Annotated in this window: 23 protein-coding genes and 2 tRNA genes; 14 read left to right on the plus strand and 11 right to left on the minus strand. The window is 60.9% G+C overall.

What is annotated here, in order from left to right; all coding sequences use genetic code 11:
* Positions 1-810 (plus strand): sugar nucleotide-binding protein (locus DW180_RS08975; RefSeq protein WP_118238438.1); only part of this gene is annotated, 810 nt, incomplete at its 5' end.
* 102 nt (positions 811-912) lie between these two features.
* Here the strand turns inward: DW180_RS08975 and DW180_RS08980 are convergent.
* Positions 913-1,884, minus strand: coding sequence for a glycosyltransferase family 2 protein (locus DW180_RS08980; RefSeq protein ID WP_052044190.1), 972 nt, complete (start codon positions 1,882-1,884; stop codon positions 913-915).
* Between the two features lie 160 nt (positions 1,885-2,044).
* On the opposite strand from DW180_RS08980, the gene DW180_RS08985 reads away from it, so the two are divergent.
* The 4 genes from DW180_RS08985 to DW180_RS09000 all read left to right on the plus strand — a co-directional run bounded on the left by DW180_RS08985 (position 2,045) and on the right by DW180_RS09000 (position 4,343).
* The gene (locus DW180_RS08985) at positions 2,045-2,890 is read left to right on the plus strand and encodes an ABC transporter permease (RefSeq protein ID WP_022094778.1); all 846 of its coding nucleotides are present in this window, start codon (positions 2,045-2,047) and stop codon (positions 2,888-2,890) included.
* Between the two features lie 11 nt (positions 2,891-2,901).
* Positions 2,902-3,669, plus strand: a complete 768-nt coding sequence (locus tag DW180_RS08990) for an ABC transporter ATP-binding protein (RefSeq protein WP_022094777.1) — start codon at positions 2,902-2,904, stop codon at positions 3,667-3,669.
* 54 nt (positions 3,670-3,723) lie between these two features.
* A tRNA-Arg gene (locus tag DW180_RS08995) sits at positions 3,724-3,800 on the plus strand.
* 201 nt (positions 3,801-4,001) lie between these two features.
* The gene (locus DW180_RS09000; RefSeq protein WP_147333366.1) at positions 4,002-4,343 is read left to right on the plus strand and encodes a hypothetical protein; all 342 of its coding nucleotides are present in this window, start codon (positions 4,002-4,004) and stop codon (positions 4,341-4,343) included.
* A gap of 48 nt (positions 4,344-4,391) precedes the next feature.
* Here the strand turns inward: DW180_RS09000 and DW180_RS09005 are convergent, their stop codons facing one another.
* From DW180_RS09005 to aroF, 10 genes are all read right to left on the minus strand, one after another.
* On the minus strand, positions 4,392-5,393 hold the full coding sequence (locus tag DW180_RS09005) for a translation initiation factor 2 (RefSeq protein ID WP_147333365.1): 1,002 nt from the start codon (positions 5,391-5,393) through the stop codon (positions 4,392-4,394).
* Positions 5,393-5,842 (minus strand): DUF4869 domain-containing protein, encoded by a 450-nt coding sequence (locus tag DW180_RS09010; RefSeq protein ID WP_117770387.1) that lies wholly within the window; start codon positions 5,840-5,842, stop codon positions 5,393-5,395. The genes DW180_RS09005 and DW180_RS09010 overlap by 1 nt, the downstream gene beginning before the upstream one ends.
* Positions 5,843-5,972: 130 nt before the next feature.
* Positions 5,973-6,410: a type II 3-dehydroquinate dehydratase gene (gene aroQ / locus DW180_RS09015; RefSeq protein WP_055309849.1), complete on the minus strand. Its 438-nt coding sequence runs from the start codon at positions 6,408-6,410 to the stop codon at positions 5,973-5,975.
* Between the two features lie 64 nt (positions 6,411-6,474).
* Positions 6,475-7,725 (minus strand): shikimate kinase, encoded by a 1,251-nt coding sequence (locus DW180_RS09020; RefSeq protein WP_117770386.1) that lies wholly within the window; start codon positions 7,723-7,725, stop codon positions 6,475-6,477.
* Positions 7,726-8,871, minus strand: coding sequence for a prephenate dehydratase (gene pheA, locus DW180_RS09025; protein WP_117770385.1), 1,146 nt, complete (start codon positions 8,869-8,871; stop codon positions 7,726-7,728).
* Between the two features lie 53 nt (positions 8,872-8,924).
* A complete protein-coding gene (gene aroC, locus DW180_RS09030; protein ID WP_117770384.1) occupies positions 8,925-10,022 on the minus strand; it encodes a chorismate synthase in 1,098 nt (365 codons plus the stop codon).
* Between the two features lies 1 nt (position 10,023).
* Positions 10,024-11,343 carry a 3-phosphoshikimate 1-carboxyvinyltransferase gene (gene aroA / locus DW180_RS09035; RefSeq protein ID WP_117770383.1) on the minus strand — a complete coding sequence of 440 codons (1,320 nt, stop codon included), beginning with the start codon at positions 11,341-11,343 and terminating at the stop codon, positions 10,024-10,026.
* Positions 11,337-12,443 carry a 3-dehydroquinate synthase gene (aroB, locus tag DW180_RS09040; protein WP_117770382.1) on the minus strand — a complete coding sequence of 369 codons (1,107 nt, stop codon included), beginning with the start codon at positions 12,441-12,443 and terminating at the stop codon, positions 11,337-11,339. Before aroB ends, aroA begins: the two co-directional genes overlap by 7 nt.
* A 36-nt stretch (positions 12,444-12,479) precedes the next feature.
* Complete coding sequence (locus DW180_RS09045; RefSeq protein WP_117770381.1) at positions 12,480-13,394, minus strand: prephenate dehydrogenase/arogenate dehydrogenase family protein; 915 nt, start codon at positions 13,392-13,394, stop codon at positions 12,480-12,482.
* A gap of 3 nt (positions 13,395-13,397) precedes the next feature.
* Positions 13,398-14,420 (minus strand): 3-deoxy-7-phosphoheptulonate synthase, encoded by a 1,023-nt coding sequence (gene aroF / locus DW180_RS09050; RefSeq protein ID WP_118238440.1) that lies wholly within the window; start codon positions 14,418-14,420, stop codon positions 13,398-13,400.
* A gap of 204 nt (positions 14,421-14,624) precedes the next feature.
* Between aroF and DW180_RS09055 the strand changes: the two genes are divergently transcribed.
* The 9 genes from DW180_RS09055 (at position 14,625) to mrdA (ending at position 25,553) form a co-directional block, all read left to right on the plus strand.
* Positions 14,625-14,701: transfer RNA gene (locus DW180_RS09055), tRNA-Arg, on the plus strand.
* Between the two features lie 76 nt (positions 14,702-14,777).
* Positions 14,778-17,501: an HAD-IC family P-type ATPase gene (locus DW180_RS09060; RefSeq protein WP_117770379.1), complete on the plus strand. Its 2,724-nt coding sequence runs from the start codon at positions 14,778-14,780 to the stop codon at positions 17,499-17,501.
* A gap of 103 nt (positions 17,502-17,604) precedes the next feature.
* The gene (locus tag DW180_RS09065; RefSeq protein WP_158556926.1) at positions 17,605-18,747 is read left to right on the plus strand and encodes a zinc ribbon domain-containing protein; all 1,143 of its coding nucleotides are present in this window, start codon (positions 17,605-17,607) and stop codon (positions 18,745-18,747) included.
* A gap of 107 nt (positions 18,748-18,854) precedes the next feature.
* Positions 18,855-19,397, plus strand: coding sequence for a peptidylprolyl isomerase (locus DW180_RS09070; protein WP_006236059.1), 543 nt, complete (start codon positions 18,855-18,857; stop codon positions 19,395-19,397).
* Positions 19,398-19,408: 11 nt separating this feature from the next.
* A complete protein-coding gene (locus DW180_RS09075) occupies positions 19,409-20,713 on the plus strand; it encodes a tetratricopeptide repeat protein (protein ID WP_055309859.1) in 1,305 nt (434 codons plus the stop codon).
* A gap of 127 nt (positions 20,714-20,840) precedes the next feature.
* Positions 20,841-21,872, plus strand: coding sequence for a rod shape-determining protein (locus DW180_RS09080; protein WP_006236061.1), 1,032 nt, complete (start codon positions 20,841-20,843; stop codon positions 21,870-21,872).
* Between the two features lie 78 nt (positions 21,873-21,950).
* A complete protein-coding gene (gene mreC / locus DW180_RS09085) occupies positions 21,951-22,892 on the plus strand; it encodes a rod shape-determining protein MreC (RefSeq protein ID WP_118238441.1) in 942 nt (313 codons plus the stop codon).
* An 11-nt stretch (positions 22,893-22,903) separates the two neighbouring features.
* The gene (locus DW180_RS09090) at positions 22,904-23,470 is read left to right on the plus strand and encodes a hypothetical protein (RefSeq protein ID WP_117770376.1); all 567 of its coding nucleotides are present in this window, start codon (positions 22,904-22,906) and stop codon (positions 23,468-23,470) included.
* A gap of 13 nt (positions 23,471-23,483) precedes the next feature.
* Positions 23,484-25,553: a penicillin-binding protein 2 gene (mrdA, locus tag DW180_RS09095; RefSeq protein ID WP_117770375.1), complete on the plus strand. Its 2,070-nt coding sequence runs from the start codon at positions 23,484-23,486 to the stop codon at positions 25,551-25,553.
* Positions 25,554-25,562: the final 9 nt, after the last annotated feature.

Raw genomic sequence — 25,562 nt, forward strand, 5'->3', positions numbered from 1 at the left:
GTCGCCAAGGACTTCGACTTCTGCGACATCGACACCTTCGATATGTCAGACCCGGACGCCTACACACAGTACGACTGGTCGCTCTACGGCACCGTGATCAACTGCGGCGCCTACACCGCCGTGGATAGGGCGGAGACCGCCGAGGGCCGCGCGACCGCCTGGAAGGCCAACGCGACCGGCCCCGCCCTCCTCGCCCGCACATGCTCTGATCACGGGATCACCCTCGTCCACGTGTCCAGCGACTACGTCTTCGACGGCACCGCCGAGGTGCATGACGAGGACGAGCCCCTCAGCCCGCTGTCCGTCTACGGCCAGACCAAGGCCGCCGGCGACATCGCCGTGGCCGGGTGCCCGCGCCACTACATCATGCGCTCCAGCTGGGTCATCGGCGAGGGCCGCAACTTCGTCAAGACGATGAAGGGCCTGTCCGACCGCGTCGCCGACCTCGAGGACGGGCTCGAGCAGGTCACGGTCGTTGACGACCAGCTGGGCCGCCTGACCTTCACGCGCGACATGGCCGAGGCCATCTTCCACGTGCTGGGGACGCACGCCCCCTACGGCACCTACGACTGCACCGGCTCCGGCACCGTCAAGTCCTGGGCCGATATCGCCCGCGCCGTCTTCGAGGCCGCCAACGGCAACGGGGACAGGGTCGTGCCGGTATCGACCGCCGACTACTACGCGAGCGCCGAGGGCCCCGTCGCCCCGCGCCCGGTCCACTCCGCGCTCGACCTGTCCAAGCTCGAGGCTGCCGGCTTCCACATGCCCGACTGGGAGGAAGAGCTGGGGGAGTACATCAAGACGCTCTAGCCGCTATTAACTTTTCGAGAGTAAAAGCCGCCGTTCTTTAACGGCGGCTTTTCTTGTTGGTGGCTATCTGCGCAGTGGTGCCAATAGTATTTTGCGGAAGATCTACCTCTCGCTTGGCATGGAAGTAGGGTGGCCGGGCTGGTCGTCGTAGGCGTATTTGCTGTACACGTTGACCTCCCACTGCTTTTTTTCGACCTTTGCTACAGAATCTAGGATGAAGCCGGTCGCAAGGCTCAGGCCGCACAGGAACATAAACGAGGCGGCGAGCATAGCGGTGGGGAAGCGCGGGACGAGGCCGGTCTGGAAATATTCGACAACGATGGGCATGCCCAGGGCGAGGCCGAATACCGCGAACAGAAGCGCAACGAGGCTGAAGAACTTCAGCGGGCGGTAGTCCTTGAACAGCGTGCCAATCATCGCAACGACTTTAATGCCGTCGCTTACGGTATTGAGCTTGGACTCGGAACCTTCCGGACGGTCGCGGTACTCGATGGGCACATCCTTGATGCGCCAGCGGTGGTCGACGGCGTGGATCGAGAGCTCGGTTTCGATCTGGAAGCCCTCGGAAAGCACAGGGAAGGTTTTAACGAACGGGCGGCTCATGGCACGGTAGCCGGTCATGACATCATCGAAGCTGTAGCCATAGATCCACTTGATCATGGCACGGACCAGATTGTTGCCAAAGCCGTGGAAGGCACGCTTGTTCTCCTCGGCGTAGGTGCCGTTGGAAAGGCGATCGCCTACGGTCATGTCGGCCGTGCCGTTAAGGATGGGCTCGCAGAGGGCCTTGGCCGCCTCGGCGGGGTAGGTGTCGTCTCCGTCGACCATCAGGTAGCAATCGGCGTCGATATCGCGAAACATCTGGCGGCACACGTTGCCCTTTCCCTGACGGGGCTCAAAGCGGACTGTGGCGCCGTGCTCGGTGGCAATGCGTGAGGTATCGTCCGACGAGTTGTTGTCATAGACATAGACCGTCGCCTGCGGAAGCTCGCGGTGAAAGTCATCGATGACTTTGCCGATCGTGAGCGCTTCGTTGTAGCAAGGGATGATGACGGCGATGGATTCAGAATTCACTTAATGCTCCTTATACATTCAATCCTAGAAAGTATAGCCGTTTGGGCCTGGCATCCTAAGATGTGGGTTAGTTCTCCAGTTTTGTTGCGCGAATCGTTTGCATGGCCGTCGGGTCTATACTGTTCGTTTGTCAACGATTACGAGTAAAGGAGTTGCATCCGTGTCGGATCAGACAAAGCAACAAGAAACTCGCAGTCTGCCTGCGACGTTTGCTAAGAACGAATTTGAGAAGGACGCGTTTATCCTTCGTCAGCTGGTTACCAAGGATTTTAAGATCAAGTATCGCCGTAGCGTTCTGGGCGTCGCATGGTCGGTGCTCAACCCGCTGCTGATGATGATCGTCATGGCCATCGTGTTCTCGACGATTTTTGGCCAGGGCCGCAATGGCTCAATGACGCCCGAGATGTACCCGCTGTACTTGATCGTGGGTAACATTACCTTTGCCGTCATGTCTGAGTCTACTAACCAGGCCCTGACGTCGATCGTGGGCGCTGCCCCTCTGCTCAAGAAGGTTAAGGTGCACCGCTGGGTTTTCCCGGTGCAGAAGGTGCTCTTCTCGCTGGTCAACTTTGCCTTCTCGCTGGTCGCCGTCGCCATCGTCATGCTGTGGTTCCGCGTTATGCCTTCTTGGCACCTTATTCTGCTGCCGGTTTGCCTGCTGCTGCTTATGTGCTTCTGCATGGGCCTGGGCATGATGCTCTCTGCCCTTACGGTCTTCTTCCGCGACGTTATGCATCTGTGGAGCGTCGTCATTACGGCGTGGACTTACATTACGCCCATCTTCTGGACGACTGACTATATTGCGCAAATGCCGCATCTCGTGCGTATCTTGATGTATGCGAACCCCATGTTCAACTACCTGCAGTTTATGCGCGATATCTTCCTGTTCCAGACTACGCCCTCGCTTATGACGTTTGGTATGTGCGTTGCCTGGGCGGTTCTTGCGCTTATTATTGGCTATACCGTGTTCCATAAGTCCGAGCGCAAGTTCATCCTCTACATCTAAGGAGTGCTGTGATGACTGAATCTGTTGTTGATTACAGCGAGCAGCCTCTGGCTGTCGAGGTCGACGACGTCACCATGATCTTTAACATGGCGTCCGAGTCGCTGACCAACCTCAAGGAGTACTTCATTAAGCTTGCCAAGCACGAGCTGTTCTTTGAGGAGTTTAGGGCGCTTAAGCACATCTCGTTTGATATTCATCGCGGCGAGGTTGTGGGTCTGGTCGGCACCAATGGCTCCGGCAAGTCTACGATGCTCAAGATTATCGCTGGCGTTCTTGAGCCTAGCGAGGGCAGCGTTAAGGTGCACGGTAACATCGCGCCGCTGATTGAGCTTGGCGCCGGCTTTGACCCCGAGCTGACCGCCCGCGAGAACATCTATCTGAACGGCGCCCTGCTCGGCTATACCAAGGAGTTCATCGATGCCAACTTTGACGGCATTATCGAATTCGCTGAGCTGCAGAACTTTGTCGATATGCCGCTTAAGAACTTCTCCTCGGGCATGGTGGCGCGTATCGCCTTTGCAATCGCGACGATTACCGAGCCCGATATTCTGATCGTTGACGAGACGTTGTCCGTCGGTGATGTGTTCTTCCAGCAGAAGTGCGAGGACCGTATCCAGCACTTTATCCAGAGCGGCGACGTGACGGTTCTGTTCGTTTCGCACTCTATGGAGCAGGTTGAGCGCATCTGCCAGCGTGCCGTTTGGATTGAGAAGGGTGACCTTCGCATGGACGGCCCGGTCGATGAGGTCTGCAAGGCGTACCGCGAGCAGTTCAACTAGGTTATAATTACTTGCGCCTGACAGGCTTGCGCTTGCTTGGGCGTGCGGTTATTTGCTCCATTAGCTCAGTTGGATAGAGCAGGGGACTTCTAATCCCAAGGTCGACGGTTCGAATCCGCCATGGAGCACCATCGTTTATTAAGCCCAGACCGCTTGGTGGTCTGGGCTTTTTCACATGCCGGTGTTCTTTATTCTTGCCGGGTATACGTTTAGACCGAAGCCGTGGCGTGAGCTGCTGTTGTGCTGCTGATGTGGATTGGTTATACGGCGCGCCTAAGGGGGCTGGAGCCGAGCGTGAGCGAGCCTCTGCTGTTTATTGGAGCCGGTGTTGCTTGGCTTGTCCTTGCCGCGCTGAGTGGGGTGAGCTTTCGAGCCGCCGCGTGGATGGGTTTTTGGTTGCGACAGTTGCCGCTCTTGCCGGTAGCTACTGCGTGTGCTGGGTTTCGATGGCGTTGGAGAAGTTGAAAGACGTGCCGGTTTTGGGGTCCTTTGAGCGAGCGCTCGTGTTCTGCGGACAGGCCAGTCTTGCCATCTTTGCAATCCACGCGGTCGATTGGTTTATTCCTTGGCAGACCATGCCTCTGCTTATGACGCTGCCAGCATCGTGGCTCTTTGCGTCGATTGTGCGCCGCAGGTGCGACATAGGGTTGGTGTACGTGATCAAGAAGGCGTAACAAAAACGGGGAGGACCAACTTGGCCCTCCCCACTATATCTAGTCTGTCTAGTCTGCCTTCAGGCACTCGGGCAAGACGTTTGCAACTGCATTCATCGCCTGCGGCCTCAGGTACTGCTCATTGAGCTTTGCCTTTCTGTAGGCGTAGCGAGTGTCTGCCGAGTACTTGATCAATACGTCGGTGAAGAATCGTTCCCAGCTTAGGTAGTCGCGGCTTTCGATATAGCTCGAAGGATCCTTGAGGATTTTTGGAATGTCGTTACTGGGAATGAGGCCAGATTGCAGAAGTGTCCACTCGAATGATTCCGGGAGGAACAAGCGAACGTTCTTGTAAACGCGCTGTCCGAGCACCTTTTCGATGTAGGGACCAAACGCTGCGCCGTCTCCAATGGCAAGAACGTTTTGCTCGGGGCATTCGTGAATTGTCCGCTTTAGATTTGCTACGCCGGTGGCGGTATAGCAGGGGATTCCGAGCCGGTTGCAAAGAGCGTCGTAGAATTGATAGCCAGATTTGCTATCCTCGACAACTACGGCGTCGGGTACCTCGAATCCAACATTTAGATCCTGATACAGCATGCTTGCCGTGTGGTCATATAGCGGCTTGGTCACCGAGTAGAAGCGCCTGTCGCTCTTGCGGCCATTGATTGTTTTACTCGTCGTGTTGACTAACTTCAGGATCTCATCAACGCTGTAGGGGAGCTCGTTGGCATCGCGACGAGATATCAGAACAAAATAGTTGGACGAGCCGTTTACGGTTTTGGCGAAGTCCTTTGAGTAGATAAACTCGTTGCCCTCATCTAGAAAGACGATTGAATCTTCGATGATCGAAAGCTCGCGCTCCCAGCGTCTGCCGGAAAGCGTTTCGCAAGGCACGTCGCAGCTGAGTGCAACGCCGCTTTCCGGTCCTCGGTCGTTGTAGTCGCGAATCATCGAGATGAGCGTCGTTTTGCCCGTGCCGCTGTTGCCGCGGATGAAGGAAATATTGCGTTTAAAGGTGAGCGTGTATTTGACTTTTGCGCGCTCCACGACAACGGTGTGTGATCCTTTCATTACTCATCAACATCCAGAAAATCATTGGTGGCACCGACGAACTCCTGCATGTTCCTGACGATGCGGCCGTCGTTATTGATGCGAATCTCAAAACGCTTCCAGGGAAATTTCATGATGTGGTAAAGGGTCACCAGCACATCCTGCTCTTTGCCAATTTTGAGCAGCCAGCGGGCGCAGTTATCTCCGCAAGTGGATGCATTGAACACCATGTTTGGTAGATTGCGCACCAGCAGCAGCGTCTTAACGCCGCCGGACAGTTCGAGTGGGGTGATCGAGCCCAGCTGCTTGCTTACGATGTTGTGGGGGCCGATGAGCTCTGATCCGTCCACGCTTTTAATGATCTGTGCGGCCATAGGGTCTTCGAACCATGAGTCCAAGTATGAGTTCCTAAAGTAGGTCTCGGTATCGTAGATGGAACCGGGGTAATCTCCCAGATGGATGCTTAGCATGCGAGTCTCCAGACGTTGTGTGGCTGCAACGATTATATGCCAGTAATAAAGTGCCGCCAGTAGCGAGGTTGCTGCTGGCGGCACTGGCATTATTAGCGTGTGAATCGCGTTGATGGATTTGCTCGCGAGGCTACTTTTCGAGGCGTTCCCTCAGCAGCTCCAGCGCGTGGGCGTAGCCTTGCAGGCCCTCTCCGGTGATGGTGGCGAAGCAGGCTAGGCGTGCGTAGCTCACCTGGCGGAAGTCCTCGCGGGTCTCGACAGCGCTGATGTGTACCTCGACGGCAGGGATAGCGACGGCCTTGAGGGCATCGAGGATCGCTACGCTCGTGTGCGTGTAGGCCGCCGGATTGATGACGATGCCGTCGACCTTGCCGTAGGCCTCCTGGATCTTATCGACGATGCTGCCCTCGTGGTTGGACTGGAAGACTTCGACCTCGTCAAAACCCTGCGCGGCGCCTGCCTCCTGGCAGATCTGGACCAGGCGGTCGTAGTTGTCGCTGCCATAGATGCCCGGCTCGCGAATTCCGAGCATATTAAGGTTGGGGCCGTTGATGACGAGTGCTTTCATGGCTGCTTCCTTTGCGGTTGGAAATCCATCACAAAGGTGCCTGTCCCCTTTGTGATGGATTTGGTTAGAGAGTGGGTGGGAGGGTGTCGAGAAGGGCTTGCGCGGTGTTGGCGGCGCAGTCGCGTGAGTCGATGATGTAGTCGGCCCAGGCGCGGTAGCGCGGCATACGCTGTTCGGCCAGCTTGGCGATGCCGTCGCGCGCGGTGATGGGGCGGCCCTTGTGGGCGAGTTCGTCGAGCTTGCGGTTGAGCATCACGATCTGGCTGTTTTGGTGCAGCAGCGGATAGTTTTCGTCGCGTGTGACCACGCCGCCGCCGGTGGAGAGCACCAGGCCGCTGCGCTTGGAGATGTCGGACAGTTCCGCCGTCTCCTGCTCGCGGAAGGCGGCCTCGCCGCGCTTGACGATAAAGTCGGCGCAGGGCATGCCGAGGCGTTCCTCGAGGGCGCGGTCCAGGTCGATGTGCTCGCGACCCGTGAGCAGGGCAATCTGCTCACCCACGCGGGTCTTGCCCGAGCCCGGCATGCCGATCAGCGCGATGTTCTGTTCGCGGCGTGACAAGCGCTCCGTTACATCCAGGATGCGCTCGCGCAGGGTGACCTGGCCGGTATAGCGCTCAACGGCCTGCGCCGCCTGTGCCACAAGCATGAGCAGGCCGCCGATGCAAGGGATACCGTGGCGCTCGGCCTCGAGCATCAGGCCCGTGCGGGCGGGGTTGTAGACAATGTCGATAACGCCTTCGAGCGCATCGAGCCCTTCGAGCGTGCAAGGTGCGTCGGGGCAATGGGGGAACATGCCGGCGGGCGTGCAGTTGACGAGTAGGGCGGCGTCGGACTGCTGCGCGATGTTGCCGTAGTTGACCTCGCTTGTGCGGCCCACGGGCACCACGGTGGCGCCCAGGTCGCCGAGCACCATGCTTGCCGTGGTGCCGGCACCACCGGTGGCTCCGAGCACGAGGGCCTTCTTGCCGGCAACCTCAACCCCCAGCTCCTCGACCAGACACTGGAAACCAAAGTAATCGGTGTTGTCACCGCGCAGGCGGCCATCGGGCAGGCGTGTGATAGTGTTAACGTTGCCCATGCGCTCGGCCAGCGGGCTCAGCTCGTCCAGGTATTCTATGACGGCACGTTTGTAGGGGATGGTCACGTTGGTGCCCTCCCACTCGTCGCCTGTCATAAAAGCCGCGAGGTCCTCGGGCTCGCGCTCAAATCGCACGTACTCGAGCCCAGCGAGCTCCTTGTAGATGGTCGGGGTGTAGCTGTGGCCCAGCACGCGACCCAGTACGCCGTAGGGGCGGGTTGCGGCGGTATCGGTCATCTAGAGCACCTCCGTGTAGCTGCCAAAGTAGGTGAAGCTCTCACACACGTCGTCGATCGAATCGAGCAGGTCGTCGAGGGCCTTGCTGCCAAAGGGGCAGTCCAGATCAAAGTAGAACATAAACTCAAAGTCGCGACCGGGGATGGGACGGCTTTCGAGCTTGATGAGGTTGATGTTGAGCGCATAGAAGCGCTCGAGTACGCGATAAAGGGCGCCCGGTTCGTTGGCCGTGGTGATCATGAGCGAGGTACGGTTGGCACCGGGATAGACGCGTGGCTCGCGGCTGATGACGACAAAGCGCGTGTAGTTGTTGTCGGAGTCTTGAATGTTGGACTCCAGCACCTCCAGGCCATAGAGTGTCGCGCAGCTGCGCGATGCGATGGCGGCAACATCGGTGCGCCCGGAGCTGGCGACCATCTCGGCCGACATGGCGGTGTTGGGGTACTTGGTGGCGTGCAGGTCGTGGGACTCGATAAAGCTCGCACACTGGGCAATGGCTTGGCCGTGGCTGTAGACCTCGCGCACGTCGGCGAGCTTGGTGCCGGGCTTGACGAGCAAGTTGTGGTCGATCTTGAGGCGCAGCGAGCGCACGATATGGAAGTCGAACTGTGCGAGCAGGTCGTAGACGGCGTTTACCGAGCCGGCGGTTGAGTTTTCGATGGGCAGTACGCCAAACTCGCAAAAGCCGTCGCGCACGGCGCGCATGACGCCCTCGAAGGTCTCGAAAAACGCGATGTCGGGCACGTCGAAGAGTTTGCACGCGGCGATCTGGCTGTAGGCGCCTTCGACGCCTTGGCAGGCGACAGTGGCCGTCTGGGGGAAGGGCGTGTCACAGGCTGCGGCCGTGGCATGGGCCTTTTGCGAGACCGTGATGCCCCTGAGCTCGTTGATGTAGCGCTGCTGCTCGGCCTTGCTCATGCTCATGAGGAGACGGAACAGGGTGATAGTTTGCGCCTCGTAGCGCTCGGGCGCGCGGCTGGCGAGGTTGTTGAGCTTGGAGCGCTCACGGGCGGGGTCGAAGACGGCCTTGCCCATCTCGATTTTTGATTTGGCGACCTCGGTGGCAATGTCCATGCGCTCGACAAAGCTGTTGAGGAGCGTGGTGTCGATGCCATCGATGGCTTGGCGAATATCGGCAAGGTCCATGGAGGCCCCTTTCGCGTAATGGCAGAGTTGACGGGCAACTCAGGTGAGTCGGGTTAGAGCTGGCCTGCGTCCTCGAGGAGGGCGTCCCAGATGGCGAGGGCGGCGGCTGCTTCGGCTACGGGGACGGCGCGCGGGACGATGCAGGGATCGTGGCGGCCGTGGACCGAGAGCTCGGCATTTTCCATGGCGTCCATGTCCACGGTCTGTTGCTCGCGGCCAATTGAGGGCGTCGGCTTTACGGCCATGCGCCACATGACGGGCGCGCCGGTCGAAATACCGCCCAGGATGCCGCCGGCGTTATTGGACTCGACCTCGATTTCGCCGGTCTCGGCATCGATGCGATATGGATCGTTGTTCTCGCTGCCGCGCATGGCGGCCACGGCAAAGCCCATGCCAAACTCCACGCCCTTTACGGCGGGAATGCCAAACGCGATTTGCGCGATGCGGTTCTCGATGCCGTCGAACATGGGGTCGCCTATGCCCGTGGGAAGCCCGTAAATGCCGCACTCCACGATGCCGCCGATGCTGTCGAGCTCGTCGCGCGCGGCCAGAATCTCCTCGCGCATGCGGCCGGCTGCGGCGGCGTCAATGCACGGCAGATCGTTCGTAAGGATCGCCTTGCGGTCGGCCTCGCGATAGACCATATCGTCCATCGGCAGGTCGGAGATGCCGCCGATCTGCGCGACGTGGGCCATGACCTGAATGCCGCGGGCCTCGAGTGCCTGCAGCGCAATGCCGCCGGCGATGCATAAGGGTGCCGTTAGGCGGCCGGAGAAATGCCCGCCACCAGCGACATCGTGCATGTTGTGATACTTCACGCGCGCAGGGAAGTCCGCATGTCCGGGGCGGGGCTTGCGGCGCAGCTCGGAGTAATCCTTGGAGCGCGTGTTGGTGTTCTCGATAATCGCGGCGATGGGCGCGCCGGTGGTATGTCCATCGACAACACCGGCGATGATGTGGGCGGCGTCGGCCTCGCGGCGTTTGGTCGCGGTCTCGTCGCGACCGGGGGCGCGACGGTCGAGGAAGGCCTGCAGCTTCTCCTGGTCCACGGCGATGCCCGCCGGGATGCCGTCGAGTGAGCAGCCGATAGCGGGGGAGTGCGATTGGCCGAAGATGCTTAAGTGCAAGACGTTGCCAAAGGTCGAGGACATGCTATTCCTCCTCGAGTGTGACCTTGCCGCCCAGCAGGCGGTAGTGGTCGAAGAAATCGGGATAGGACTTGTTGACGGCCTCGGCGCCGTGGATCACGACCTCGCCGGTGGCACGGCTTGCGGCGATGGCGGCCATCATGGCGATGCGATGGTCGTTGTGCGAATCGACCTCGCCGCCGGTAAAGGCATCGACACCCTTGATGATGAGGTCGTCGCCGGCAATGCGCACCTGCGCGCCCAGCGCGGTGAGCTCGCGGGTGGTTGTGGCCAGGCGGTCGGATTCCTTGATACGCAGGCGGGCGCAATCGCGGATAAAGGTGCGGCCCTGTGCCAGCGAGGCCACGGCCGAGATAACGGGCACCAGGTCGGGAATGTCGTGGGCACTCATCTCAAAGCCGGCGAGCTTGTCGGACTGCACGGTGGCGGCGTTGGTGGAGCGCACGATGCGGGCACCAAAGCGCGAAAGCGCCGCAAGCACGTTGCGGTCGCCCTGCGCAGAGCTCAGCGACACGCCCTCGACGGTGATGGGGTCGGTGCCGATGGCGCCGGCACACAGCCAAAAGGCAGCGTTGGACCAGTCACCCTCGACGGCCACGTTGCCGGGCGTGCGGTACGAGCCGCTGCTCACGCGGAAGTTCGTGACCTCGGGCTGGCCGTCCTTGGCCGGAATACGTTCGACGTTGACCTCGACGCCAAAGGCCTTCATGGCCTGGATGGTCAGGTTGATATAGGGGCGGCTCTCGATGAGGCCGGTCACCTGCACACAGGAGGGCTGGGCCAGTAGCGGGGCCGCCAGCAGCAGGCCGGAGATATACTGCGAGCTCACGTTGCCCGGAAGCACAAAGGTGCCCGGGCGCATGCGGCCGCTCGTCTTGAGCGGAAAACCGCCCAGACCCTGTAGGTCGCATCCGGCGGCGATGATCTCGTCCGAGAGCGGGGACAGCGGGCGGGCGCCCAAGCGTCCCTGACCCACAAAAGTTGCTTCTGCGCCCAGCGCGCAGGCGACGGGCAACATAAAGCGGAGCGTGGAGCCGCTTTCGCCGCAGTCGAGCGTGCCGCCCGCAAGTGCCTTGAGCAGGCCAAACTCAACACTCTTCATGGTGGGGTGGACCTGGAAGCCGTCCTCGACGGTCTCGATGCGAGCGCCCAGGGCCGTAAGGCAACGCACCGTAGCCTCGATGTCGGCGCAGGTGGTGTTGCAGGTAACGTGCGTCTCGCCGTTGGCAAGCGCAGCGCAGATGATGAGGCGATGCGCCATCGACTTGGACGCGATGGCGGGAACGGTGCCCTTGAGCGGGGACGGGGTGATGCGGGCTAGCATGCGGATGCGTCTCCCTTCTGGCCGAGGCCCTCGGCAATGAGTTCGTGGAAAGTGGAAAGCGGCGTGCGGTCGATGCTGCAGCGGCCAATGCCGTGCGGAATTACCAGGTCGATGGTGTCGCCCACGCGTTTTTTGTCGTGCAGCGCCTCGGCAAAGACGGCGTCGGCATCTAGGTCGCAGCGGGTCTTGAGGCCATGGCGGGCGCAGAGCTCCTCAATACGACCGGGCAGTGCAGCATCGCAAACGCCGTGCAGGGCCGCGGCGCGCGTGATGATGCCCATGCCGATCGACACGCAGTTGCCGTGTCCGAGCTCAAAGTGCTCGCAGGCCTCGACGGCGTGTCCGGCGCTGTGTCCAAAGTTGAGCAGCTTGCGCTGGTTTGTTTCGCGCTCGTCGGCGACGACCACGGCGCGCTTGATGTCGATATTGCGGGCGATGATGAGCGCTACGCGGGCTACATCGCGGTTGAGCAGCTCCAGCGTGAGCGGGGTCTTCTCCAGCTCGGCGAAAAGCTCTGGGTCGGCGATCACGGCGTGCTTGACGACCTCGCCGCAGCCGTCGGCGAACTGCTCGGGCGTAAGGGTGGCCAGGCACCCCACGTCGGCGATAACCACATTCGGCTGCCAAAAGGCGCCGGCCAGGTTCTTGCCGGCAGCCAGGTCGATGGCGGTCTTGCCGCCCACCGACGAATCCACCATGGCGAGCAGACTCGTGGGGATCTGCACAAACTTGCAGCCACGCATGTAGGTGGCGGCCACAAAGCCCGCCACGTCGCCCACGACGCCGCCGCCGAGTGCCACGATCACGTCGGAGCGCGAAAGCTCGTGCTCGGCCACAAACTCCAAAATGGCAACGTAGGTCTCGGCGCGCTTGTGTGCCTCACCGGCCTCGAAGGTGCAGATACTCACTTCGTAGCCTGATGCCTCCAGGCTCTGCTTAACGGGCATCTGGTAGAGCGGGCCTACGTTGGTGTCCGTCACGATGACGGCCTTGGTGCCGCCGGCAGTGGCGCGCACGAGCGGTCCCGCCTGCTCCAGCAAAAACGTGCCAACATGCACCTGGTAGGGGCGTGCGGTGTCGATATCGATGGTAATCGCCATAAGCTATGGTCCTTTCGACCTGGCGTGATAGGTGGTCTAGTGGGAGGCCTCGTCGTCGAGTGCGCGCTTAATGCGGTCGCCCTCGGCAAGGAGATTCTCCAGATAGCGCTGGTCGCGGTCCTTGAGCGCACGGCTGTAGGCGCCGAGCGAGTCGATCAGGTGGTCGATCTCGAAGGCAAGCGCGTCGGCGTCGTCGATCATGAGCTCGGACCACATTTGCGGGTTGAGGTGCGCCACGCGGGTGAGATCGCGGTAGCTACCGGCCGAAAAGCCGTGGTGGACCTGGGCGGTCGGGCTCTTTACGTAGGCGTTGGACACCACGTGCGCAAGCTGGCTCGTGAAGGCGATGACGCGGTCGTGCTCGGCGGCGCTGGTCACGCTGAACTTGCCAAAGCCCAAGGGGCGCACCATCTCGCGCACCTGCCCCAAGAGCTCCAGTTTGAGCGCATCGTCCACCGCGGGTGGCACGAGCACGAGCGGGGCGCCCTGGAACAGGTCGGCGCGGGAGTGCGCGTAGCCCGAGAACTGGGTGCCTGCCATGGGGTGCGCACCCACAAAGTAAAAGCCGTGCTCGCGGGCAAGCTCAAAGGCGCGCTCGCACACGATGCCCTTGACGCCCACCGTGTCGATCACCACGGGGCCCATGATGGCCTCGGTGTCGGTGGCGTCGGCGAGTGCCCGGGCATGCGCCTCGAGCCACTCGATGCAGGCCTCGGGGTAGCAGGCAAGGACGATGATGTCGCATTCGCCGAGTGTCTCGTCGTTGAGCTCTCCGGCGACAGTGCCCATGCTGGCGGCCGTCATGACATCATCATCGGGGTCCCAGGCCAGCACGCGAACGCCCGCCTGCGCATAGCCGCGGGCAAAGCTGCCGCCGATGAGGCCCAGGCCAACGATGCCCGCGCATTTGGGACCGCCCTGGTTAACGCGCGCGTTTCTCACCGTACCCATGGGCTACTCCATGGTCTCTTGGCAGACGACCTCGCGGATGGCGCGAATGCGGCGCATGGTGTCGTCGAACTGGTCGGGGGTGAGGGCCTGAGCGCCGTCGGACCATGCGCGGCTGGGCTCGTCGTGGACCTCGATCTCCAGGCCGTTGGCGCCGCAGGCGGTCGCGGCGAGCGCCATGGGCTCAACGTAGCGGGTGTAGCCGGTGGCGTGGCTGGGGTCGGCAACGACAGGCAGGTGCGACAGGTGGTGCAGCACCGGCACGGCGTTGAGATCGAAGGTGTTACGGGTGCGGGTTTCGAAGGTGCGGATGCCGCGCTCGCACAGGATGACGTTGTCGTTGCCCTCGCTCATGATGTACTCGGCGGCCATGAGCAGCTCATCGATCGTGCCGGACATGCCGCGCTTGAGCAGGATCGGGGTCTGGGTCTTGCCGACCTCCTTGAGCAGGGGGAAGTTCTGGGCGTTGCGGGCGCCGATCTGCATGACGTCGATCTTCTTGTCCAAGAAGACCTGCACGTCGCGTGGGTCCATGATCTCGGTGACGATCGGCATGTCGAGCTCGGCAGACGCCTCGCACAGCAGGTCGAGGCCGGCGGGGCCCATGCCCTGGTAGGCGTAGGGGGAGGTGCGGGGCTTGTAGGCACCGCCGCGCAGCATCGTGGCGCCGGCGGCCTTTACGCGGCGTGCGATGCGGATGAGGTTCTCGCCCTCGACGGAGCAGGGGCCGGCGATGACTTGGAACTGGTCGCCGCCGATTTTGACGCCGTGGCCGCAGTCGATGACGGAGTCCTCGGGGTGGAACTTGCGATTTGCGCGCTTGAACGGCTCGGAGACGCGCTGCACGCGCTCGACGACATCCATGGACTCGAGCAGGAACGGGTCGATCTTGGTCGTATCGCCCACCAGGCCGATGATCGTCTCGTTCTCGCCGCGCGAGACATCGGTCTTCAGCCCCTTTTTCTCAATCCAGCTGACGATATGGCTTACGGCATCGTCGCTGGCGCTCTGCTTTAAAATTGCAATCATGGTGTGCCTCTCACCTCGATGGATAACTTTTGCAAAAACGGCCCGCATCGCGAGCCGTGTATATATGGTGCATGTGAGTTTATACTATCTGACTCGCTTTTGCCTTCTAAAGTGGGCCGTTGCGCCTCGTCTTCCTCGGAATTGCAAAGCTTTTTCTTTTATTTTGATAGCCTGTGGTGCACTTGGGTATAATGGCAAACGTTGGCCCTATTAGCTCAGGGGATTAGAGCGTCTGCCTCCGGAGCAGAAGGCCGTTGGTTCGAATCCAACATGGGGCACCATCGAACGTAAGACCGTCCGAACCTCGCATGGTCCGGGCGGTTTTTCTTATACCGACGCGACGTGATGGGACGTGGTATGGCAGCAACGGATATCGAGCGCGGACTCTCGACCGCCGAGGTCGAGGAGCGCATCGCCGCCGGTAAGATCAACCGCAACATGGAGCTCAAGACCAAGTCGGTCAAAGAGCTCATCATCGAGAACCTCTGCACGCTGTTCAATTTGATCAACGTGATCTTGGCTTTCCTGGTCATTTTGACCGGTTCATTTAAGAACCTGACGTTCCTGTTTGTGGTGTTCCTCAATACCGCTATTGGCGTCATTCAATCCATGCGGTCCAAGAAGATGGTCGATAAGCTCACGCTGCTGACCTCTAAGAAGGCCATCGCGGTGCGCGACGGTGCCGAGGTGGAGCTCGACTTGGACCAGATCGTGCTCGACGACATCATCCGCCTGGGGCGCGGCGACCAGATTCCCGCTGACGCCGTGGTGGTTTCGGGCGAGGCGCTCGTGAACGAGAGCTTGCTGACGGGCGAGAGCGACCTTATTAAGAAACAGCCCGGTTCCGAGCTCATGAGCGGCAGCTTTATCGACTCGGGCCTGCTGCGCGCCCGCGTGATCCATGTCGGCGCCGACAACTACGTGGCTAAAATTAATAACGAGGCGAAGTACGTCAAAAAGGTCAATTCCGAGATCATGAACGCGCTTAACGCCATCGTGCGCTTTGCGAGCATCATCATGATCCCGCTCGGTTTGGCGTTGTTTGCCTCGAGTGTGAGCGAGCTGTGGGATGCCGCGGGAACCCCGGGCGATAGTGCGCTTTCATGGTGCTTCTCCGAGCTGTTGGCTGGTCATGTGCCTTCGTCGGCGCTGCTGTCCACGGTGGGCGCCCTGCTGGGCATGATCCCGCAAGGCCTGGTGCTGCTGACCTCGTCGGTGCTCGCCATCGCCACGGTGCGCCTGGCCCGCCGCAAGGTGCTGGCGCAGCAGCTCTACTGCATCGAGACGCTCGCTCGCGTCGACGTACTGTGCCTGGACAAGACGGGCACCATTACCTCGGGTCGTATGGAGGTCGAGGGCACCTACCCGCTGCCTGTTGAGGGTGTTGGCTTTGGCGTGGACTCGGACGAGGCGGCTGTTCCCGTCGATACCACAGTGCTCGATTTTGCGCTGGCTAACGTGGCACGTGCGACCTCGGCCGATGCCAACGAGACATGCCAGGCGCTGCTCAACTATTACGCCGATCGCCCGGTCGAGGTGTCCGAGCCGCTGTCGGTCATTCCATTCTCGTCGTCTAAAAAATGGAGCGGCGCTTCGTTTGCGCAGGGCTCCTATGTGATGGGCGCCGCGCAGTTTGTGCTTTCGGAGCGTGTGTTTTCGCAGGTCGAGAACCGTGTCGCCGAGCTTGCCGATACCTGCCGCGTGCTCGTGGTGGCGCGCGTGGACGGCTTTACGCCCGATGGGGATATGGTGGGCGAGGCCGAGCCCGTGGGATTTGTGACCATCCGCGACGAGATTCGTACCTCGGCGGCCGAGACCATCGGCTACTTTAACGAGCAGGGCGTGACCCTCAACGTGATCAGCGGCGACGACCCACGTACGGTGTCGTCGATCGCGCGCGTGGTGGGCGTGCCGGGGGCGGACGCTTATGTGGACGCCACGACGCTCGATACGCCGGCCAAGCTCGATGCCGCAGTGGACCGCTACCATGTCTTTGGTCGTGTGACCCCGCAGCAGAAGCGCGAGCTCGTGCAGGCGCTCAAGCGCCGCGAGCACACCGTGGCCATGACGGGCGACGGCGTCAACGACGTGCTGGCGCTCAAGGAGGCCGACTGCTCCGTCGCCATGGCGGCCGGCTCCGATGCCGCGCGCAACGTGGCCGAGATCGTACTCGTCGACAACGATTTTGCCTCGATGCCCGCCGTGGTGGCCGAGGGCCGTCGCTCCATCAACAACCTGCAGCGTTCGGCCTCACTGTTCCTGACCAAGACGCTGTTCTCGATGGGCCTGGCGGCGCTGTGTATCGCGCTGCCGCCGTACCCCTTCGAGCCCATCCAGATGACGCTCATTAACTTCTTCTGCATCGGCGCGCCGGGCTTTGTGTTGGGCCTGGAGCCCAACAATGCTCGTGTGAAGGGTGCGTTTTTGAGCAACGTACTCAAGCGTGCACTGCCGGCGTCGATTGCGGTCATTTTGGCTGCGGCGCTCGATATCTTTGTGGCGCGCGTGTTTGGCTTTAGCCAGCTCACGCTGTCTACGATGTGCCTGCTTACGTCGTGCGCGGCGAGCGTCAGCCTAATCTGGCGCATCTCGCAGCCTCTCACGCCCTTACGTGTGGTGCTCTTTGTGTTTGTAGTCGCCGGCATCCTGGTGGGCGTTATCGGATTCCCGGAGCTGCTGTCTATTGCCAACCTGTCGATGGGCCAGATGGTTATCTTGGCTGTTATCGTGGTCTTTACCTGCTCGGTGTTCTTTAAGCTCGCCACGATGATGGATTCGCTCAAGCCGCGTCGTCGTCATGCCGCAACTGGTTTTGGCCGTGGTGTGCGCGTCCACCTGGGTCGCGGTGGCGGCAAGGTGAGCTCGACGGGTTCGACGGCCGAGCGTTTTGCCAAGCGCGTCGCCGCCGACATGGCGCAGCGCCGCGAAGATCGCACCGCTCGCGAGGCCGAGGCCCGTGCACTCGAGGGCGTGGCCCAGGCCCAGCCCAAGAAAAAGAGGAGTACCGGAGCCAAGCGCTCTCGCGTGACCAAGTCCGCCCAAGGCATCAAAGTCTCGATGCCAAGCAAAAAGAAGAAGTAACTACGCGCCCTGGCGATGTTGAATTGGTGCCTTGCTCCTGTGGGGCCGTGGCGATGTTATGCTCTAACCTCGATTGTTTGAATTGCTTCGAAAAGAGGATGCCGTGATCTGCCCGCATTGCCTTAAGACTATCGAGGACGGCGCCTCGTTCTGCCCCTACTGCAACGCCTATGTGGGTCCGGGCGATGGCCCCGAGCACACCGAGTTCGTGTTCTGCGAGGGCTGCGGTGCCCGTCTTTCTCCGCACGATCGTACGTGTCCCAAATGCGGACGCCCCGCTCCGGGTATCCTCTCCGAGGACGCGGCCGCATCCGACCTGGCAGCGGGCCACACGGCGGGCTTTCCGCGCCTAACGCAAGAGCAGATCGATACCGAGGTGCCTCATGCGCCCGCCTCGGCTGCCGCGGTTCTTTCGGACGCCGCCGATCCTAACGAGACCTGCGTGCTGCCGGCTTTCGATAAGGATTTCGGTATCCCCAAGGTCGATATTCCCACGCCCGTTTCCCTGCACGACGATGCTCAAAAACCCAAGCGCAAAGTGCATCCCGACGAGGACGCCTATCACAAGCACAAGCGTCATATCCCCAAGCCGCTCATCGTCATCGCGGTACTTGCCGTCGTTTGCGGCGGTGCCTATTGGTTCGTGACGACCGATCCCATGGGTGTCATGCCTGGCTTCTACGACCAGTTTGGCCAAGCTGCACAAACCACCTTCCCCACGCGCCAAAAGGGCGAGGCGACTGAGGACGATACCAAGCAAGACGATTCTGCCGAGGTGGTCCAGGAAGAAACCGTGCTGACCGATGATCAGCTCTATACCAGGCTCGACGGTCTGTATCAGACCATCGTGTCCTACGGTGACGAGGACCAGATCGGCGAGGTCATCGATTCCTTTAACAACGGCTATCTCCGAACGCCGCTGTCCACCCGTCAGGAGCTGTCGCAGAGTGCCTACGCCCTGCGCGACCAGATCAAAAAGACGCAAGATGAGCTCAACAACCTTAAGTACCAGGACGATACGGTCTATGCGGATGACATCGCCCACTTAAAGCAGCTTGCCGAGTGGATGTACGAGCGTGTCGACGTGATCTGCCAGAGTTGGGACATCTCGCTGGCCATTCCCGATGGCGAGTCGATGAGTCCCCACCAAAGCGAGATCCTGGCTCCCATCGCGCAGGGCGGCAACAGCGCGCTGAACCAGTACGACGCCAACGTGGGCTCCTGGAAGCCGCAGCAGCGTTCCTAAAATTAGTTCGCCATAGTCGGCATAACCTACGTGCGCAATTGATGTAAGCCCATGCTTATTGCTACAATTCGTACAAATATGCTTTAAACGCACGAGGAAGGAACCACATGTTTGGTTTTAAGAAAGAGCTCTACACGCCCGAGTATCAGCTTGCCGGTGACGAGTGCGCCGTTATCGAGACGTCGAAGGGTACCATCAAGGTCAAGTTTGACGGCGAGGGCGCTCCCATTCATGTCGCGAACTTCTGCGAGCTTTCCACGATGGGTTTCTATGATGGCCTTAAGTTCCATCGCTATGTGCCCGGCTTTGTCATTCAGGGCGGCGACCCCAATACCCGCGATATGTCCGGCGCCGACGTCGCTGCCGGTCTTGAGGGCCCCGATGGCATGCCCGGTACCGGTGGCCCCGGCTACTGCATCAAGGGCGAGTTTGCCACCAATCCGCGCAACAGCCATGTCGATGGCGCCCTTGCCATGGCACGCTCCATGGACCCCGATTCCGCGGGTTCGCAGTTCTACTTCTGCCTGGGCGCCCAGCATAACCTCGATTCCGGTTACACCGTCTTTGGTACCACGGTCGAGGGTCTCGATGTGATTTCGCAGCTGCGTGCCGGCGACGAGATCGTCCATGTCGAGATCGTTCACGAGTAAAGGGGATTTCCTTGAATAGCCAGCTGATCCAACAGGGCCGCGCCGCTTACCGCGCGGGTGATTTTTCCGCTGCAGCCCAGATGCTTGGGGCGGCAAAGACTCCCGATGAGATTATGGGCGAGGCCGATCACCTTCGTGGTAACGCCTTGATGCACCTGGGCATGTATGCCGAGGCCGCCGAGGCCTACGCCGCCGCCCTCAACGACGGCACCTATGGCAAGCGCGGCGCGCTGCTCACCAACCGCGGCAAGGCGCTCGCCGCCGTGGGCGACTACACGACGGCCGCTCAGGCGTTCTCTGCTGCTACGCAGGACGCTTCTTATGCCACGCCGTTCAAGGCCTATCTGGGCCTGGGTAACGCGCTGTTCCAGTCGGGCGACTATGCCAACGCGGGTACTGCCTTCCGTCAGGCTGCCATCGATGGCGCCAATCCGGCTCCTGCCGCCGCGCTCGGCGAGCTCGGTCGTTGCTTCATCAAGCTCGGCCGTCCGGCGGATGCCGTGGAGACCTACCGCACGGCTATCGACTTTGCCGGCCCCCGCGACGACACGCGTGCGCTCAACGCCGGCATGGGTCAGGCGCTTTCTGCCGCCGGCCGTCCTTCCGACGCACTCGACGCCTTTAACGCCGCTACTGCCGATGGCATCTACCAGCTCACCTCCGAGCAGGCCGATGAGCTTGCCCGCGTGCACGATTCGCTTGCCGCGCTGTCTGCCCAGACGGCTATGGCCACGGCTCCGGCGCCCGCGATGGACGCTCCTGCCGTCGATCCGCTCGATCCTACGGGCGCGACCGGTCAGTTTATGCCCGATCCCTCGGACACCGGCTTCTTTACGCTGTCCGAGTCCGAGATGGTTCAGCAGGACCGTCAGGATCGTAAGCAGGCCAAGGTCCGTCGTCGCCATCGCCACACGGGTCTCAAAGTCTTCATCGTGCTGCTTCTGCTCATTTTGATCGCCGCGGGCGGTCTGGGCTTTGCCTACACGCGCGGCTTTGGCTTCCCGTCCCAGGAGTCTGTCGTTACCGATCTGTTCCAGGCTGCCGGCGACGGTGACACCGCAAAGGCCGAGTCTTGCCTGGCATCGAGCCTGTCCGAGGACGCTAAGTCGATGATCATCTCCTCGATTCCGCAGGGTGCCACCGTGTCCGTCGAGGGCATGGATCAGTCCATGACCGAGACGACCGCTAAGGTGAAGGCATCGCTGTCCAAGGGCGGCGAGCAGGAGTACACCGTCAAATTCGTGCGCTCCGACAACCATATCGGCTGGGCCGTTTCCTCGCTCGATATGGATTTCTCGGCTGCTGACAACCAGTAGTGACCTTATGGGATTTAGCTTTGCCCGGCGCTTCACCGCAAGTGAGGTGCCGGGCTTGCGCTAGTATGATGAGCTAGTAGTTTTCCAGCAATCATCCAACACATCAGGAGTTGCGTTGTTTTCTTTGATGGATATGTTCTTCGGTAGCTATGCGGGCGATCTTGCCATCGACCTCGGCACCGCAAATACGCTTGTCTCCGTGCGCGGCAAGGGCATCGTCATTCGCGAGCCCTCTGTAGTCGCCATCGACAAGAACGACGAGCGCATCCTAGCGGTCGGTATCGAGGCAAAGCGCATGCTCGGCCGTACGCCCGGCAACATCGTGGCCGTTCGTCCCCTGAAGGACGGCGTCATCGCCGACTTCGATGTTACCGAGGCTATGCTTCGCTATTTTATCGACAAGGCGTCCGAGAAGCGCTATCCGTGGACCCCGCGTCCGCGCGTTGTCGTCTGCGTTCCCTCCGGCGTCACGTCGGTCGAGAAGCGTGCTGTCTTTGAGGCCACGATCCAGGCTGGCGCTCGCCAGGCCTACCTGATCGAGGAGCCCATGGCTGCCGCTATCGGCGCCGATCTGCCCGTCGAGGAACCCACCGGCTCCATGGTCATCGACATCGGTGGCGGTACCACCGAGGTTGCCGTTATCGCTATGGGTGGCATCGTCGTCTCGCAGTCCATCCGTATTGCCGGCGACGAGTTCGATCAGGCCATCCTCACGCACGTTCGTGATGCCTACAACTTGGCCATCGGCGAGCGTACGGCAGAGGACATCAAGATCAAGGTCGGCTCCGCCGTGCCGCTCAAGGACGAGCTCGACGTCGAGGTCAACGGCCGCGACGTGATCACCGGTCTGCCCAAGACCGTGCGCATCGAGAGCGAGGAGATTCGTCGCGCGCTCAACAAGCCGCTCGACGAGATGGCCAAGGCCGTCAAGGACGCACTCGACGCTACGCCTCCCGATCTTGCCTCGGACCTTATGTACTACGGCATTTTGCTGACTGGTGGCGGCGCGCTGCTGCGCGGTCTCGACGTGCGCCTGCGCGATGAGACCGGTGTTTCGGTCAACGTCAGCCCCACGGCGCTCGATAACGTCGTTAACGGCTGTGCCCGCGTGCTCGAGGCCAATGCGTTTGATGGCGGCTTCGTCCAGACCAATGCTTAATTTCCAAAAGGTGGATTCCATTTGGCACGATCTTCGGGTTTCTCCACAAATCTGAATACCAAGCGACAATCAACGGGTATGCGCCCGTTGATTGTTTTCAGCCTGATTTCGGTGTTGCTGCTCACGTTTTACATCCGCGAGGGCGAGGCAGGACCGATTCATGCCGTGCGTTCGGGCGTGACGACGATTACCTCGCCGGTGCGCTTTGTGGGCTCGGCTGTGGCGGCCCCCTTCAATGCGATCGGCAACGTGTTCTCTAACCTTACGGCGTCGCAGGACACGCTTGACGAGCTTAAGAAGCAAAACGAGGAGCTGACCTCTAAGGTTGCTGAGCTCTCCGAGGCTCAAAAGACCGCCGAGCGTCTGGAGGGGCTGGTCGGCCTGCAGTCGACCTACAACCTCAAATCGACCGCTGCTCGTATCGTTGGTGCCTCGGGCGATGCCTGGACCTCGACCGTAACCATCGACAAGGGCTCTGCCGACGGCCTTACCATCAACATGCCCGTGACGAGTTCTGCCGGTGTTATCGGTCAGATTATCGAGGTATCGGCCAAGACCTCTACCGTGCGCCTTATTGGCGACGAGAACTCGGGTGTGTCCGCCATGGTACAGGACACGCGCGCCCAGGGCATGCTGCAGGGTCAGGCTGACGGCACGCTGCGTCTTGAGTACGTGAGCGTCGACTCCGATGTTAAGGTTGGCGACATCATCGTGACCTCGGGCATTGGCGGTGTATTCCCCAAGGGTCTACCGCTCGGCACCGTCTCGTCGGTTGAGAAGTCGGCAAACGACGTGTACTACACCATTGTGGTGCGCGCTCAGACCACGGCCGAGAACAACGAGGAAGTGCTGGTCATTACCTCGCTGACCGACGAACAGTCGGCTTCGGATGAGGACGTGAGCACCGCAAATAGCACGCCGCAGGGAACGTCGCGCGACGCTGCGACCAAGACGAAGGACGAGAGTTCGGATGACAGTTCCGACGCGTCCGAGACGACCGATTTCGGCTCGAGCGAATAGGGGGCATGTCCATGGATCTACACGAGCAGGGGATGAGCTCCCGTACGTTTGTAATCGCCGCCATCGTGTGCGTGCTGCTGCAGGCAGGCCTGGCACCGCAGATCTCCATTGCGGGCGGTCGCGTCAACTTCATGATTATCCTGGTGTGCCTAAGCGTGTTCTCGGGCGACCCGACCCGTGCCGTCGTGTGCGGTTTTTGCAGCGGCTTGTTCTATGACCTGTCCGCTGCCGTGCCGGTGGGCGTTATGTCGCTCCTGCTGACCGTGGGTTCTTTTGCCCTGGTGCACAGCGCCGTCGGTCAGACGGGCGGTACCCCGAGTGCGCGCGGCGTCACTGTGGGCGCCTTCGCGCTCGTCATTAATGTGATCTACAGCATCATCTTGCTGTTTATGGGTTTGGAGACGAGCTTTGTCGTGGCGATCTTCGGCCATGCGCTACCGTCCTCGATCCTGTCGGGTCTGGTTGCCATTCCGTTTTTGATGTCCGGCGTCGTGCCGCAGTCCGGCTATGGATTCTCCGCACGTGGCGGACGCCAGACGGGCATGCGCTTTAAGCCCAAGACCCGCAAGCTCAAATAGGGGAGGCCCGTAGATGTCTTCCCAGTTGACGGTTATTATCGCCGGTATCGTGCTGGTTGTGGCCATCGTGGTCGCGCTGGTCATCATGCGTCGCGGCGATTCCCGTTTTACCTACGATACGCAGCATGGAACGGCCCCGCGCGCCACCGAGGGCGAGGGCAATACAGCGGCGACCGCCTTTAAGGGCCGCTTTTCCATCCTCACCGCGGGTGTGGGCGCGATGTTTGCGGCGCTCGCCGTCAAGCTGTGGGGCATGCAGATGGTCTCGTCGGACTATTACGAGAAGCAGGCTAATAGCAATCAGACTCGCACCGTTACCACTCCCGCTGTGCGCGGCCGCATCCTCGACCGCAATGGCGTGGCGCTTGTCCAGAACCGTCCCTCACTTGCTGTCGTGGCCTACCGCGACCTTGCCGAGGATGAGGTTCTGGTTCGCCATCTTGCCAACGTGCTTGGAATGCCTTACGTGGCGGTCCTTCGCAATATTCAGGACAATACAGAGGGCGCCCAGAGCCTGCATACCATCGCGACGGACGTCCGTCGCTCCACGGTTGCCTATATCAAGGAACACGCCGGCGAGTTCCCGGGCGTCAAGATTGCCGAGCGTACCGAGCGCCAGTATCCATATGGCGAGACGGCATGCCATATCTTGGGCTATACCGGCACCATCACCTCCGAGCAGCTCGAGGCTCAGAATAAGAAAACCTCTGGCGATGATGATGCTTCTGCTGGCAAGATTACGTACCAGTCGGGCGATATCGTGGGCCAGGCGGGCGTTGAGAGCTACTACGAAAATCTGCTGCAGGGTATTCGTGGCGAGCAGACCGTCAAGGTCGATGCCTCAGGCAATGTGACCGGTCAGGCCGGCGCCGTGCCCGCGAAGGCCGGCTCCGACATTAAGCTCACGCTCGACCTTAAGATCCAACAGGCCTGCGAGACGGCACTGGCGAGCGCTATCGAGCTTGCCAAGACCACTGGCTACAGCAATGCCGGTAACGGCGCTGTGGTGTGTCTCGATCCCAACAATGGGGAGATCCTGGGCATGGCGAGCGAGCCCAAGTTCGATCCGTCTGTCTTTATCGGCGGCGTCTCAAATGACGTGTGGACCGAGCTCAATGATGACAAGGGTTCGCACCCGCTGCTCAACCGCGCCATTAGCGGACAGTACATGTCGGCCTCGACCATCAAGCCGCTCTCGGCGCTGGCCGGTCTTGAGTTTGGAACCTACACTTCAACGCAGACAACCAACTGCACGGGCTATTGGACGGGCCTGGGCAAGGCTTGGGGCAAGCGCTGCTGGTTGACGTCTGGCCACGGCACCATGACGCTGCAGTCGGGTATCGCCAACTCGTGCGACCCCGTCTTCTACGACATGGGCAAGGCGTTCTTTTATGACGAGCAACATCCCGAGGGCCTGCAGGAGGTCTTTCGTCGCTGGGGTCTAGGCAAGACCTGCGGTATCGATCTGCCGAGTGAGGGCGCGGGCCGTATTCCCGATGCCGAGTGGAAAGAGTCGTACTTCACCGACGCCTCTGCCGAGGACCGCAAGTGGAATGCCGGCGATATGACCAATATTGCCATCGGCCAGGGCGACATCCTGGTGACGCCCCTGCAGATGGCGTGCGCCTATATGGGTCTTGCCAACGGCGGCAAACAGTACGTGCCTCACGTGTTTTTGTCTGCCGTGTCGCGCGATGGCGACGGCGATGCCTATAAGTACAACGGCAAGGGCAAGAAGAAGCGCCTGGAGGCCAAGATCAACAGCGATTCGGATTTGGCTCTTGTTCGCAACGGCATGCACGACGTGATTTACACGGCATCGACGTCCCTGGCGGCTCACTTTGGCACCCTGACGCCCCAGGTATACGGCAAGTCGGGCACGGGCGAGAAAAGCGGCGAGGACGAATACGCGTGGTTCTGCGCCTATGCACCGGCCGATGATCCCAAGTATGTCATCGCTACTGTCCTGGAGCAGGGCGGCGGCGGCTCAGATACCGCGATGCATGTCGTGCGCGACGTGCTCGGTGTGATTTATGACGAGCCCGATACCTCTTCGGCCTCGGGCGATTCTTCGGTTCGATAGGAGGTTGCG

The sequence above is a fragment of the Collinsella sp. AM16-21 genome, assembly GCF_003471905.1.
GTDB lineage: Bacteria > Actinomycetota > Coriobacteriia > Coriobacteriales > Coriobacteriaceae > Collinsella.

What these genes read in the sequence shown, in the direction of transcription:
- DW180_RS08990 (WP_022094777.1), top strand. Translation starts at nt 2,902, where the DNA reads ATGACTGAATCTGTTGTTGATTACAGCGAGCAGCCTCTGGCTGTCGAG.
- DW180_RS09005 (WP_147333365.1), bottom strand. Translation starts at nt 5,393, where the DNA reads ATGAAAGGATCACACACCGTTGTCGTGGAGCGCGCAAAAGTCAAATAC.
- DW180_RS09010 (WP_117770387.1), bottom strand. Translation starts at nt 5,842, where the DNA reads ATGCTAAGCATCCATCTGGGAGATTACCCCGGTTCCATCTACGATACC.
- aroQ (WP_055309849.1), bottom strand. Translation starts at nt 6,410, where the DNA reads ATGAAAGCACTCGTCATCAACGGCCCCAACCTTAATATGCTCGGAATT.
- DW180_RS09020 (WP_117770386.1), bottom strand. Translation starts at nt 7,725, where the DNA reads ATGACCGATACCGCCGCAACCCGCCCCTACGGCGTACTGGGTCGCGTG.
- pheA (WP_117770385.1), bottom strand. Translation starts at nt 8,871, where the DNA reads ATGGACCTTGCCGATATTCGCCAAGCCATCGATGGCATCGACACCACG.
- aroC (WP_117770384.1), bottom strand. Translation starts at nt 10,022, where the DNA reads ATGTCCTCGACCTTTGGCAACGTCTTGCACTTAAGCATCTTCGGCCAA.
- aroA (WP_117770383.1), bottom strand. Translation starts at nt 11,343, where the DNA reads ATGCTAGCCCGCATCACCCCGTCCCCGCTCAAGGGCACCGTTCCCGCC.
- aroB (WP_117770382.1), bottom strand. Translation starts at nt 12,443, where the DNA reads ATGGCGATTACCATCGATATCGACACCGCACGCCCCTACCAGGTGCAT.
- DW180_RS09045 (WP_117770381.1), bottom strand. Translation starts at nt 13,394, where the DNA reads ATGGGTACGGTGAGAAACGCGCGCGTTAACCAGGGCGGTCCCAAATGC.
- aroF (WP_118238440.1), bottom strand. Translation starts at nt 14,420, where the DNA reads ATGATTGCAATTTTAAAGCAGAGCGCCAGCGACGATGCCGTAAGCCAT.
- DW180_RS09060 (WP_117770379.1), top strand. Translation starts at nt 14,778, where the DNA reads ATGGCAGCAACGGATATCGAGCGCGGACTCTCGACCGCCGAGGTCGAG.
- DW180_RS09070 (WP_006236059.1), top strand. Translation starts at nt 18,855, where the DNA reads ATGTTTGGTTTTAAGAAAGAGCTCTACACGCCCGAGTATCAGCTTGCC.
- DW180_RS09080 (WP_006236061.1), top strand. Translation starts at nt 20,841, where the DNA reads ATGGATATGTTCTTCGGTAGCTATGCGGGCGATCTTGCCATCGACCTC.
- mreC (WP_118238441.1), top strand. Translation starts at nt 21,951, where the DNA reads ATGCGCCCGTTGATTGTTTTCAGCCTGATTTCGGTGTTGCTGCTCACG.
- DW180_RS09090 (WP_117770376.1), top strand. Translation starts at nt 22,904, where the DNA reads ATGGATCTACACGAGCAGGGGATGAGCTCCCGTACGTTTGTAATCGCC.
- mrdA (WP_117770375.1), top strand. Translation starts at nt 23,484, where the DNA reads ATGTCTTCCCAGTTGACGGTTATTATCGCCGGTATCGTGCTGGTTGTG.